11 protein-coding genes, 1 tRNA gene and 1 pseudogene are annotated in these 12,350 nt (G+C 66.7%); 5 read left to right on the top strand and 8 right to left on the bottom strand.

The annotated features are described in order from the left end of the window. Positions 1 to 4 precede the first annotated feature (4 nt). On the bottom strand, positions 5 to 832 hold the full coding sequence (locus ACGH7X_RS18990; protein ID WP_399886557.1) for a glycerophosphodiester phosphodiesterase: 828 nt from the start codon (positions 830 to 832) through the stop codon (positions 5 to 7). A 274-nt stretch (positions 833 to 1,106) separates the two neighbouring features. Here ACGH7X_RS18990 and ACGH7X_RS18985 point away from each other — a divergent pair, with 274 nt between their 5' ends. Next, positions 1,107 to 2,546, top strand: a complete 1,440-nt coding sequence (locus ACGH7X_RS18985; protein WP_399886555.1) for a S1C family serine protease — start codon at positions 1,107 to 1,109, stop codon at positions 2,544 to 2,546. A 160-nt stretch (positions 2,547 to 2,706) separates the two neighbouring features. Here the strand turns inward: ACGH7X_RS18985 and ACGH7X_RS18980 are convergent, their stop codons facing one another. After that, a complete protein-coding gene (locus ACGH7X_RS18980) occupies positions 2,707 to 3,600 on the bottom strand; it encodes an NADP-dependent oxidoreductase (protein ID WP_399886553.1) in 894 nt (297 codons plus the stop codon). Positions 3,601 to 3,670: 70 nt separating this feature from the next. Between ACGH7X_RS18980 and ACGH7X_RS18975 the strand changes: the two genes are divergently transcribed. Beyond that, on the top strand, positions 3,671 to 4,258 hold the full coding sequence (locus tag ACGH7X_RS18975; protein ID WP_399886551.1) for a TetR/AcrR family transcriptional regulator: 588 nt from the start codon (positions 3,671 to 3,673) through the stop codon (positions 4,256 to 4,258). Between the two features lie 125 nt (positions 4,259 to 4,383). Further along, positions 4,384 to 4,470, top strand: a tRNA-Ser gene (locus ACGH7X_RS18970). A 430-nt stretch (positions 4,471 to 4,900) separates the two neighbouring features. Here ACGH7X_RS18970 and ACGH7X_RS18965 read toward each other — a convergent pair. The 6 genes and pseudogenes from ACGH7X_RS18965 to ACGH7X_RS18940 all read right to left on the bottom strand — a co-directional run. Then, positions 4,901 to 5,270, bottom strand: a pseudogene (locus ACGH7X_RS18965) (UTRA domain-containing protein); the annotation flags it as partial. 337 nt (positions 5,271 to 5,607) lie between these two features. Beyond that, positions 5,608 to 6,192 (bottom strand): hypothetical protein, encoded by a 585-nt coding sequence (locus ACGH7X_RS18960; RefSeq protein ID WP_399886550.1) that lies wholly within the window; start codon positions 6,190 to 6,192, stop codon positions 5,608 to 5,610. Between the two features lie 590 nt (positions 6,193 to 6,782). Further along, complete coding sequence (locus ACGH7X_RS18955) at positions 6,783 to 7,796, bottom strand: hypothetical protein (protein ID WP_399886548.1); 1,014 nt, start codon at positions 7,794 to 7,796, stop codon at positions 6,783 to 6,785. Continuing rightward, on the bottom strand, positions 7,777 to 8,838 hold the full coding sequence (locus ACGH7X_RS18950) for a DUF262 domain-containing protein (protein WP_399886546.1): 1,062 nt from the start codon (positions 8,836 to 8,838) through the stop codon (positions 7,777 to 7,779). Before ACGH7X_RS18950 ends, ACGH7X_RS18955 begins: the two co-directional genes overlap by 20 nt. Before the next feature lie 174 nt (positions 8,839 to 9,012). Then, positions 9,013 to 9,492, bottom strand: coding sequence for a hypothetical protein (locus tag ACGH7X_RS18945; protein ID WP_399886544.1), 480 nt, complete (start codon positions 9,490 to 9,492; stop codon positions 9,013 to 9,015). 69 nt (positions 9,493 to 9,561) lie between these two features. After that, positions 9,562 to 10,461: a bifunctional DNA primase/polymerase gene (locus ACGH7X_RS18940; RefSeq protein ID WP_399886543.1), complete on the bottom strand. Its 900-nt coding sequence runs from the start codon at positions 10,459 to 10,461 to the stop codon at positions 9,562 to 9,564. A 364-nt stretch (positions 10,462 to 10,825) separates the two neighbouring features. Here ACGH7X_RS18940 and ACGH7X_RS18935 point away from each other — a divergent pair, with 364 nt between their 5' ends. Beyond that, positions 10,826 to 11,152, top strand: a complete 327-nt coding sequence (locus ACGH7X_RS18935) for a hypothetical protein (protein ID WP_399886541.1) — start codon at positions 10,826 to 10,828, stop codon at positions 11,150 to 11,152. 424 nt (positions 11,153 to 11,576) lie between these two features. Then, on the top strand, positions 11,577 to 12,218 hold the full coding sequence (locus tag ACGH7X_RS18930; RefSeq protein ID WP_399886539.1) for a SigE family RNA polymerase sigma factor: 642 nt from the start codon (positions 11,577 to 11,579) through the stop codon (positions 12,216 to 12,218). Positions 12,219 to 12,350: the final 132 nt, after the last annotated feature.

Here is a 12,350-nt window from a genome sequence, read left to right as displayed (position 1 = left end):
CGAATCAGCGGCCCAGGTGGTCCAGGACCGCGCGTGGCCGGTTGGTGATGATGGCGTCGACGCCCAGGTCGGCGCAGAGATCCACGTCGGAGGTCTCGTTCACCGTCCACACGTGCACCTGGTGACCGGCCCGCTTCAGGCGCTCGATGTAGGCGGGGTGATTGCGCACGATCCGGATCGAGGGGCCCGCGATCCGGACACCCGCGGGCAGGCGCCCGTCGCGCAGCCGGGGCGAGACGAACTGCATCAGGTACACCGTCGGCAGCGTCGGCGACGCGGCCCGCACCCGGTGCAGCGAGCGGGCCGAGAAGCTCATCACACGCACCGGGGAGTCCTCGGCGGAGGCGGGGGCGTCGAGGCCGAACCGCTTCAGGAGCAGCAGCAACCGCTCCTCCACTTGTCCCGCCCAGCGCGTCGGATGCTTGGTCTCGATGGCCAGCTCCACCCGGCGCCCCGCGTCGGAGACCAGCTGGAGCAGCCGTTCCAGGGTGAGGACGGAGGTCTCCTCCCGGTCCTCGGGCCGGTGCTCCCAGTCGGGCTGCTCGTCGCGAGTCCGCCAGAACTCCCGGGTCCGGCGGGCGCCGAAGTCCAGGGCGGCCAGATCGGCGAGCTCCAGCGCGGACACCGCGCCGCGGCCGTTCGACGTACGGTTGACGCGCCAGTCGTGCACGCAGACGAGGTGGCCGTCGGCGGTCAGGCGCACGTCGCACTCCAGCGCGTCCGCCCCGTCCTCGATCGCCTTCCGGTACGCGGCCAGCGTGTGCTCGGGGGCCTCCTCGGAGGCCCCGCGGTGGGCGACGACCTGAATCCGGTGCTGTCGTGGGTGGGTCACCGCGTCATGGTGCCACCGCGGGCGGGTAGACGTGCCATCGGCGGAATCGGCAGCACGTCCGTTTAGTCTTGGATAACCCATATAAAGGACGGTCGGAGACCCACAGCAACCGCTTATGGTGCTCTGACGGCCCGTGGGAAAAGCTGATGGCATACAAAAGCACCAGCACATCCGCATCGCGCCGGACCGTGGAGCAGCGCGTGAGCGTTGCTGAGCGCGACCAGGGTGAGCGACAGGGTGAGCGACAAACAGCCGTGGAACGAGGAGAGAAGCTGTGAGCACCGAGAACGAGGGCACCGCGGTACCCCCCGCCCCGTCCGCACCTCCCGTGCCGGTGGATGCTCCTGCCGCTGCCTCCGCCCAGCCCCCCGCCCCGCACACCCCGCACCAGGCCCCCGCCGCCACACCCGAGGCCCCTCAGGGATCCACGGCTCCGGACGCCTCCTGGCCCCCGCCCCCGCCGCCGGGCACGCCGACCCCGGCCTCGACCCCTGCGTACGACGGTGCGGGCGGCGGTAACGGTTTCGGGGACGGCTCCGGGGACGGCTCCGGCGGTGGCTGGGGAGCCTCGTACCAGCCGCCCGCCCCGAAGTCGGGCCGCGGCCGTGGCGGCCTGGTCGCCGGTGTCCTGATCGCCGCGCTGGTCGCGGGCGGTCTGGGCGGCGGTCTCGGCTACACCCTGGCCAAGAACAACGACGAGGGCGGCTCCACGACGGTCTCCGCCTCCGACACAGGCGGCTCCGTCAAGCGCGAACCGGGCACCGTGGCCGGCGTGGCCGCCAAGGCGCTGCCCAGCACGGTCACCATCCAGGCCGAGGGGAGCAACGGCGAGGGCGGCACCGGCACCGGGTTCGTCTTCGACAAGCAGGGCCACATCGTCACCAACAACCACGTGGTGGCGGAGGCCGTCGACGGAGGCAAGCTCAGCGCGACCTTCCCCGACGGCAAGAAGTACGAGGCCACAGTGGTCGGCCACGCCCAGGGCTACGACGTCGCGGTCATCAAACTCGAGAACGCCCCGTCGGACCTGAACCCCCTCCCCCTCGGCGACTCCGACAAGGTGGCGGTCGGCGACTCCACGATCGCCATCGGCGCCCCCTTCGGCCTGTCCAACACCGTGACCACGGGCATCATCAGCGCCAAGAACCGCCCCGTGGCCTCCAGCGACGGCAGCGCCGACAGCAAGGCGTCGTACATGAGCGCCCTGCAGACCGACGCGTCGATCAACCCGGGCAACTCCGGCGGTCCGTTGCTCGACGCGCAGGGCAACGTCATCGGGATCAACTCCGCGATCCAGTCCACGAGCAACGGCGGCTTCGGCACCGGCCAGGCCGGCTCGATCGGCCTGGGCTTCGCGATCCCGGTCAACCAGGCCGAGTTCGTCGCCAAGCAGCTGATCGAGACCAGCAAGCCGGTGTACGCCAAGATCGGCGCCTCCGTCTCCCTGGAGGAGACGACGAACGGCGCCAAGCTCACCGAGCAGGGCGTGGGCGGCTCCGAGCCCGTGGAACCGGGCGGCCCCGCCGCCGACGCGGGCCTCAAGCCCGGGGACGTCATCACGAAGCTCGACGACCGGGTGATCGACAGCGGCCCGACCCTGATCGGCGAGATCTGGACCCACAAGCCGGGCGACGAGGTCACGGTCACCTACGAGCGCGGCGGCAAGCAGCACACGGCCGAAGTCACCCTGGGCTCGAAGCTCGGCGACGACTGATCCCGTATCCACGCTCGATCCACTTCACCACCGGGGTCCGCCCCGGTGGTGAAGTGCGTTCGGTGGCCGGCAACACGGAGCGAGCGCCGCCGTATCTTTCCGTTTCCGCTTCAGTGGGGCGGACCCCACCGCCCCAGCCGCCCCACCCGACCCACCCGGCTCAGACGATCACGACCCGCCGCCCGCGCGTGTGACCGGCCTGGCTGTCGACGTGTGCCGCGGCGGCCTCGCCGAGCGCGTACGACTTCTCGACGGGGATGTGGAGCCGGCCCCGCGAGATGAGATCGACGGCCTCGGCGAGCGCCGCCGGCACGCTTGCGGCCACGCCGGAGAACCGGACGCCGAACTCCGGCGCGCCGAGATCGGCGATGGTGACGACCTTCTCCGGATCCCCGGTCAGCTCGACGAGTTCGCGGATCACCCCCGAGCCCGCGAGATCGAGGGCCGCCTCGACGCGTCCGAGCCCCCGCACCCTCTCGACCCAGCCCTCGCCGTACGTCGTCGCGAGGGCACCCAGGCCGCGCAGGTACTCCTGGTTCGCCGCGCCGGCCGTGCCGATCACCGTGATCCCGCGGTCGCGGGCGATCTGCAGCACCGCCGATCCGACTCCCCCGGACGCACCGCTGACCAGCAGCGTCTGCCCGGACCGCACACCGACCTCGCGGATGATCCGCAGCGCGGTCTCCACCACGGAGGGGTACCCGGCCGCCTCCTCGAACGTCAGGCCCTCGGGCATACGGGCCCAGGCCGACAGCACGGCGAACTCGGCATAGGTGCTCGCCCCCTCGCCGAACACGTGATCACCGACCTCGACCCCCTCGACGCCCTCACCGACCTCGTCCACCACCCCGGCGGCGTCCAGCCCGACCCCGGCGGGCAACTCGATCGGATGGGCGCCCAGGACCTGGCCCTCACGGACCCTCCAGTCGACGGGATTCACCCCGGCCGCCCGCACGGCGACGCGTATCCGGCCGGGGCCCGCGTGGGGCTCCTCGGCGTCGATGAGTTCCAGGACATCCGGACCGCCGAACTCGGCGAAGCTCACTTTCTTCATGCGGCCGACGTTAGCACTAACAGTTAGCTTTTAATAACGGTTATTGTTTCGTACCTGATAGCGTGCGCCCATGACCGTGCAGTCCGGACGCCGTGAGCGCAAGAAGGCCGCGACCCGCCAGAAGATCGCCGACACCGCGCTGCGGCTCTTCCTGGAACGCGGGTACGACGCGGTGGGCATCCGTGACGTGGCCGCCGAGGCCGACGTGGCCGTCACCACGCTCTTCTCCCACTTCGCCTCGAAAGAGGCCCTGGTGTTCGAGCAGGACGAGGACTTCGAGCAACGCCTCACGCGGGCGGTCACCGACCGTGCGCCGCACGAGCCGCTCATCCCCGCGCTGCGCCGCGAGATCCTGGCCCTCGTACGCCATTGCACGGCGGACGGCGCCGCCCCGATCTGGCGCATGATCGACACGTCACCCGCCCTGCGGAAGTACGACGACTCGATGCGCCTGCGCCACGCGGACGCGCTGGCCACGGCCATCGCCGCCGACCCCCACCTCGCACTGAGCGCGACGGCCGGCCGCACGATCGCCAGATTCGTGATCGACGCCTACTCCCTGGCCCGCGAGGCGCCCGACCCGGAGGCCGCGGTGGACGAGGTCTTCCCGATGATCGAGGCGGCCTGGGAGATCGCCTCCCCTACTCGAAGCACCTGAGGACCCGCCGCCCCACCCACCTCCGCGCACGCACGACCCGCACTCCCCACTGCGAACCGGGAGCCCCACCCGCCGACCGAGGCCGGTAGGCTGTACCCGCTCCGCCCCAGGCGGGACGGCGCAGGGGTGGGTTGCCCGAGCGGCCTAAGGGAACGGTCTTGAAAACCGTCGTGGCAGCGATGTCACCGTGGGTTCAAATCCCACACCCACCGCGGTGCATTACGGCCCTCGACCAGCATCTTTGGTCGGGGGCCGCTGCCGTTTCGCGTACCCGTCGGTCACCGCTGTTTCCCCTGGCTTCCCGCTCTATCGGGCACGGATGGGGCACGAGGGGGCACGGCTTACGGCCTGGTATCGCCATGGATCGAGGGATCAGCCGGGGCTGTTGCAGCCTTGTGCGTTTTCGTGCGCGTGAGTGCCGGGTCATCGAAACAAGCGTGGCTCGGGGCAGATCTCCAAGCCATCGTCGGGCCGGTCCGCCCACTTCCACCAGGCGTGCCCATCGGCACACCTCCACAGAGACCGGCATGCCCGATCACCATCGTCCCGCCTGGCCAAAACCAGTCCGCCTGACTTCAGCAGTTGCGCACAGTTGGGGCAGGCCATGGCGTCGGTCATGCGCTGGCACGCTCCGAATTGGGACTATCGGTTGATGGGGATCTCGTAGACGATCTCGCAGTGCGCGGCGGGCACCACGATGTCCGCCGTCTCGACGGGCCGTCCCGAGGAGTGACGCCTTCTCGGCGGTCGCCTGCCTGGGCTCGGGCGGTTCCATGGCATGGCCCACTGTGATGCCGATGGCGGACATCCGGTTCACGACGCCTGCCCTGGCGTGTGGCCCTCCCTCGGGGAGGACGACGAGAGTGCCGGCGGTGAGGTCGTACGGCTCCCAACTGGTCGACAGCTGCACGGGCCTGCCGTCGGCGAGGAACTCGTAAGCGGTCCGGACGCACAGCTCGCCCTCGGCGATACCGAGTCGGGCGGGGACCTCCGCCGGGGCCGGCACCGACGAACCCGGCGGAAGTGCAGGAACTGGCGGAAGAGCTGACGAGGGCTCCCCGTAATGCACCCCTTTGTGGCAACCAGCCGTGGTCGCCTCCTCGGGAGCGAGTGAACGCCAACTCCTTTGAAGGCAGACTTGAACGATGCCCCCAGCCACCCCTCGCGAGCGGGGAGGAAGCCGAGACCGCACCTGGACTTCCCGCCCGTTTGGGCTCGTATCAACCCCGACTCATGTACTCACGCCGATACCAAGAGCAAAGCAGCGCGCATGCCCAACCTCGATGGTGGAGACGCTGACGGACCACGTCCGCGTGTACTTCGCTGACCTGATTCGGGCGTGCTTGAGGTCAAGCGTCGCGCCACGCTTCGAAGAATTGAATGCGCTCCTGTGCCGTTTCGAACTCTCGTCGACTGGCAAGTGCAACGCGCCAGGCGCTCATCTCTGCATCCCGTAGCCAGAGTTGGCCCCCGTACCGGCCACTGACGCCGATCGTGTCATTGTCGAGGGCAGAGCCGATGACCTCAGCCACGTCAGCGCGCTGAGCTGGCGTCAGCTCCTCCATGAAGCTAAGCATCCGGGAGGCGATGCCCCCCTCATTGCCGTCATGGATGCGGTCGAAGAAGGGGCCGCCCATGTTGGCAGGATGGATGTTCCAGGATGCGCTACCACCGGCGTCTCGGATGCGCTCCCAGAAGTCCTTCCCTTTTGCCGTCCCAGGCAGCGGAAGTGCCGCGAAGAGGTCGATCAAGTGGCCGTTGGCCGCATGGCTGTACGCGGTATCGCATGTGGCAGCAGCGGCAATTCTGGCTACGTGGCTGACAGTGAGGCCGTCATCTTCTGGCCAGTCAAGCGGGACCCTGAGCCTTTCGGCGAGGTGCTGTTCTAGTTCGTCGTGCTCATCCGGCTGTTCGCTGCCGACGTTCCGGTTCACGATCACGCTGTCCCCCAGGGCTGCGGTCCGATACTAGGACCTGCCAGCATGCCAGCGCCGTGGGTCTCGACGTGGATGCTTTCTGGACGAGTTGGCTCGCGACGCGAGGGTCATGCCTCGACCGAGCGACTGGTTCGTCCCGGATCGTATGCCTTTTCTCGTCGGCGTTGTCACGCGGTTAGACCCTCACTCGGCACGGTTGCCGGCGCGCGAGAGTCAGCGCAAGTCGGCTTAGTTCTCCGGGCTTAGGCATAGCTCATCCAGTGTCGCAGACGAAATGGGGAGCCTGGGGCGTCGCCTGGGACACCGCAACTGGCGGTCGCCGTTGGTCAACGTCGAGGGGCCTGGGACAGCCCAGAGCCGACCCAGCCGGGCCGCGGGCACCGATCTCAGGTGTCCGCTTGAGCATGCTCGCTCATTTGTACACCTAGTACGACTCCACAATTACGGTGTGGGCCTTCGGTGGCGGCCCGCCCCTTCTGGTGGCGACGGCGGAGCGGCATACCAGAAGGCGCAGGTAGCACCTGTACTGCCTAAGGAGGGCGGTTGGGCAACGTATCTTCTGATCTGCGGAAGCAAAACTCTAGAAGTTAGGACGGATTGCCCCCAGCATCCAACTTCTGTTGCGCACCGTCAAATTGGAATTCTCGACTGACATTTTCCAGTTTATAGAAATCCCGCATCTCGACCGAATTTACAATCGTGTATTTTTCGAGTGACCCGACCGTGTCCGAGTTACCCACGTGGCCAAGAACCATCTGAAACAGTGAACCACTCTCAGGGCACGGTGGCGCACTTGGCTGCCGCCACATTGTCGCGAATTCGACCAGAAGTGCCTCAACCGAATTTGACCTGGCATGATTATTTGGCGTGTAGCTCGAAACGAGCGCGAAGACATTATCCGCGAAGCGTCGCCAACTAACTGGAGTCAAGTTCGTCGAAATGACCCCATCGGTAATGAGTTCTTGAAATCGCTCAACGATCGCATCTTTTGCTGCAATGTCGGGCCACTCCGACTCCGGGACTGCGACAGAAACCTGGTCGAACGCGCCAATAATCATCTCGATCTGCTCGACAGCAGCCTTTAGCTGTGCAGCGAGCCTCTGCTTTTGCCAGTCGACTCGATCACCCTTATAGACTAGGTCATGCGTAACAGTCGACCAAGCATACTCGAATGCAGTGGCAATCTGAACTTCGAAAGTAACACCCTCGATACCAGGTGCTCTCTCTGCTGCTGCAACGTCTGTGAGGCGCGCATAGTAACGAGTAGTGTCGAATCTGAAGACTTCGGGAGCCTTCTTGGTTGTACCTCGAGACCTCATGCCGACACGTGTAAAACAAGCATCCAATTTGCGAATAACAGCAGGCTCATGCGCCGTCGTTGGAATTACGATTGTGCATGCGTAGAGATCATCGATGTCCGACCACTTTGTAATTCTCCCGCCCTCCAGCTTTTCCGAGAGGGATTCAACTTTCTTGATTCTATCGAAGAAAATGTAGCCGGATCGGTCGCAATACGTTCGGAGGGTCTGCCCTACGTACTCCGAAACCGCTTTGAGTAGCGGCTCCACTTGGCTATACGCATTAGATACGCTCTGCGGCACCGGCATTCCACACCCCCGTAAGGACGTCCTTGACGATACCAATTCGAGTGCGGCGTTGTAGTGCGTCATTAGACGCGGATCGGGCGGCTTCGAAATATCGCTTTGCGACGTCGTCGTTCGCACGCCCGTCGTCGCTAACGACCACATTCATAAAGTCAACCAACCGGCCATTAATTTCCGCCTCGCTCGGCAGCTTTGAATGTCGCGAGAGTTCCAAAATTGCGCCGTACAGAGAATAAAAATCTGCCTGATTCTTGAGGCGCTTCCCTGCGCCGGAGAGCAGCTCGGAGTTGATGCGTGACATTACGCGAATGGTTTCGCGGAATTCTACGTCCACCCTTTGCTGCTCGGACCACTCATCTTCCCTAGCCCCGTATTCTCTATCTAGATCATCCTGCGAATACGCGCGGGCCCCTTCTTCCGTGAGGAGTAGAAGGTTCGTTACAAATTCGACGTCCTTCATCTGCCGACGTGATGCAGGCGCAAAACGCGGGAAGTCTTGAGCCAAGACAACGGGAAGGATCTCGGCAAGCTCTTCGCAGGTTCGCGCAAACTGTCCGTTATATCGTGCGTGCCGCAACTCCTGCGGGGTTAGTCGCGCAACATTCCGGTTGATCCTATCGAAGATATTATTAAGGGTGCTGTCATCTGTTGTGGGAAGGTATTCGACAGCGAACTGATAAGACCAGAATTCCTTTCTTTCTTCGTCGGATAGGTCGCTGAAGAAAAGACCCCGAGATCGCTTGATTGCGCTCTTCTCGCTGACAGGAAACTGGTTCGAGGTGAACTCGAAAATTGCGCTCAATCTCTGCTTGCCGTCGACAACAGAGTAATTTGCGATTCCGTCAGCCGACATATTCTCATAAATGAAGATTGCCGGGGCTGGGTACTGGAGCATGAGTGTTTCAATGAAATAGTCTTGATAGGACTGATTCCATACGCTTCTGCGCTGGTAGGGAGGGTCAAGCTCCAGCAATTCTCGGGTCCAAAGGTCACGAAACCATGCGATGGTTTGAGTGGTCTGTCGGCGCTCACGGGGCATTTAGGTTCCTTGTGGACAAGCCGATTAGGCCGCACGATATTGGGTCACTGGCGGTAGGCAGTACTCAAATGTTAGAGGGACTCGCCGGGTCTCGTCTGCCCCAATGCATGAAGCCGTGCGAGGTGGCGAGGGAACGGGGGGGCGGGGCGGCACGGCCTTCGTCCTAGGGCTGTCCTAGGGGCGGTCCGGTAGGTCCTCGAACTCGTAGTCCCTGGCCAGTGCCGCCCAGTCGACGTTCCGCAGGGCGGGTTCCGTGTCGTACGTGTCCGGGATGCGGGACGTGGGCTGGAACCAGATGACGGTCAGGCCGGAGCGGTGGCGGACCGGGTCGCTGGCCGAGGTCAGGGGCGTGGAGGAGAAGCGGCCCACGCAGGCCACGCGCGGGAGTGTCTCGACGGGGCCGAAGGCGCCGGCGTACTGGTCCGGGTACTCGCGGGGCGGCGGGATCAGGTGTACCGGTGTGGTGGGGGACATCCGGGCGGCGGTGTGCAGGAGAGTTTGGATGCGCAGGTCGTTGACGGGGCGGCACGGGTAGCTCTCCGGCATGCCGCCGTACGTCGGCGTGAGGCGCAGTTCGGCCAGGTCGACGCTGCGGCCGGAGGTCAGGACGACCCGGGTCAGCGACATGGTCGGTGCTTTGGGGCGGTCGTGCATCGGGGGCTTTCGGGTTCGTGCCGGGTGGGGCGGACAGCAGGGGTGGGCAGCAGGGGCGTGCGGCTTCGGTCAGGGGTGGTGGCCCGTCATGCGGGCCGCCGACGCGATCGTCGCGCGGGCCTCGCGTTCGGTCAGGCCGGTGGCTCGTGCGGCGTCCAGCAGGGGGTCCAGCAGGGCGGGGCCGATGCCGTTCTCGTAGGCGCGGCAGGCCGCCCAGAAGAGGCGGGTGTTGCGCTGGCCCTCGTGCGCGGCGAGGACGAACTGGACGAGGCCCCGGCCGCCCGCCTCGCCCGTCGCCGCCTCGCCCCCGCCGACCGTCACCGCCTCGCCGCCGGCGCGCCGGACGGGCGGCGGGAGCAGCAGGCGCAGGAGCGCGGGCGGGCATGCCGCCGGAGGCAGGTGGGACGTACCGGGAGCGGTCGTGTACGTGCCGTGGCGGGTGCGGGAGCCGGGGCCGACCAGGTAGCCGCCGGCGCCCCGGATGTCGATGCCGGGGGCGAGGCGGCCGGCCGAGTTGGGGACGACGTGGTCGGGCGGCCCCGTCAGCCACAGGTGGCGGCCTCCGCTGGGGGTCAGGACGACGACCGTGGGCGGGATCGTGAAGAGGTGACGCAGGGCCAGTTCGCGCAGGGCGGCCGAGGAGTCCGTCTCCGACTTCGTGTCCAGGTCGACGCCGATCAGGTGGTGCGGGGGCAGGCCGCAGGCGATGCCGTAGCCCGTGGCCCAGGGGGCGGCGGCGAAGAGGGCGCGGATGCGGGCCGGATCGGTGGAGGCGTCGTGGACACCGTGGCCGAAGCGGCCGCACTCGCCGTGGCAGGTGAGCGGCTGCGGGGTCGGGTCGTCGCGGTGGGGGGAGCGCAGGGCCGGGAGCTTCGTCCGGGCCAGCGGGATGACGGCCAGTCCGCGTTCCGCGGCTGACAGGGCGTGTGCGAGGGCCAGCGTCGTGGCCTGCCGGTCGGTGGTGGCCATGGCTCTATGTTCGTACGCATGTTCGAGAAAGGGAAGGGTAAGTCGGTGCGACGCGCCGGGGAGGCGGGGTGGGCGGAAAAAGTGGCGGAACGCTTCACCTCTTGCGGGGCTTGGGGTGGAGCTGTCCGTGCTGCCCCGGGCTGGTACGGAAGGGAAGCAAAGGGGTTTATCGACTTGTCCTCACGCTTGAGGGCGAATCAGGGCTTACGGGGTGGTTCGCCGGGGGTTCGGTGGGCAATTCTGATCACGCGACGTCGTGTACAACGTCGAGGCGGTCGGCCAACTGCCTTGGCAAAAGCCCTAGTTCACGTACTTCTCGCGTTGTCGGCTGGAAGCCGGTGCGCACTTGTTCTGGAGGAACAACATGGCAAGCATCCGTACCGCCCGTGTCGTCGCCGCCGTTGTCGCCCTTCCGCTCGCCGCCGCTCTCTTCGGTGGCGTGGCCACGGCGGACAACGGTGCCTTCGCGGACGACGGATCGAACGCGACCGCCGCCAGTGCCAACGCCGGCATCCTCGGCAGCGGCGTCGGCGACGACAACAACGGCAACTCGTCCACCACGCAGCAGCAGGCGGTCGGCTCGGGGGCCTCGAACCAGAGCAACACCGCGCAGGTCGACGGCTCCGCGTTCACGGCGATCAATCAGGGCAACGAGAACGTGGCCGTCAGCTTCTCCCCGCTGTGGTGGTGAGCTGAGGGGCCGGCGCGGGTGCGCTGCCGCGCCGGTCCCCGGTTCCTTGTGCGGGTGTGCTTCATGGGGTCGCAGTGCGTCTGGGCGGCGGTGCTTCGGTACCGCCGCCCTGGCGTTGTTCCGTACCGCCGCCCTGGCGTTGTTCCGTACCGTCGGCGTGGCGTTCTTCCGTACTGGTGCCCAGGCATTGTTCGGCAGTGGTGCCCTGGCGTTGTTCGGTACTCGTGCCGTGGCGTTTCGTGCCCGTGCGTATCGACGGGGGCCCACCGCTCGGGGAGCCCCCAGGGGTGAACCCGCAGTACCCCTCCTCCCCTCGTCCACCTACAGGAGGTGGGGCCAACACCACCCCTACAACCTGAGGCGGACTCTGCTTCGGGACCTGCGGCCGATCCGCCGGGCGCCCCCTCGCTCATAGCGTTGAGTCATGACCACACCCGTCTGCACCAGCGCTTCGAACGCCGCCACAGCCACGGCATCGGCCACGGCATCGGCCACGGCGCCGGCCATGGCACGGGCCACGGCGCCGGCCATCGCACCGGCCGTGGCCGCAGCGAGGAAACAGACCTTCTCGTACGTGTCGTTCTCGTCGTACGTGAAGGCCCGCCAGCCGGTGCTGCTGCGTACCGCCCGGTCGCTCACCGCGAACCCGAGCGACGCGGAGGACCTGCTGCAGACCGCGCTCACCAAGACGTACGTGGCCTGGGAGCGCATCGAGGACCATCGCGCACTGGACGGCTATGTGCGCCGGGCGCTGCTGAACACCCGGACGTCGCAGTGGCGCAAGCGCAAGGTGGACGAGTTCGCCTGCGACGAGCTGCCCGAGCCGGAGCCCGTGCCCGGCGGCGACGACCCGGCGGAGCGGCAGGCCCTGCACGACGCGATGTGGCGGGCGATCATGAAGCTGCCGGCCCGGCAGCGTGCGATGGTCGTCCTCAGGTACTACGAGGACCTCAGCGAGGCCCAGACGGCCGAAGTGCTCGGAGTTTCCGTGGGCACGGTGAAGTCGGCGGTGTCCCGGGCGCTCGGCAAGCTCCGCGAGGACCCTGAGCTGGGGATTGTTCGCTAATGAAAGCCTTTGGGGGCTTCCGCGGATGACACCGAACCGCACCCCGACGGGCAACGCGCACTGATCGATCACCCGGGACTAGTGACATACCGCGCGGTATGTGCGCAGAATCAGCGCAACCCTTACCGCCGC

The sequence above is a fragment of the Streptomyces sp. BBFR51 genome (genome assembly GCF_044591655.1).
Taxonomy (GTDB): Bacteria; Actinomycetota; Actinomycetes; order Streptomycetales; family Streptomycetaceae; genus Streptomyces.
The sequence above is the reverse complement of the archived record's forward strand: the minus strand, read 5'-3'. Positions and strand labels throughout refer to the sequence as shown.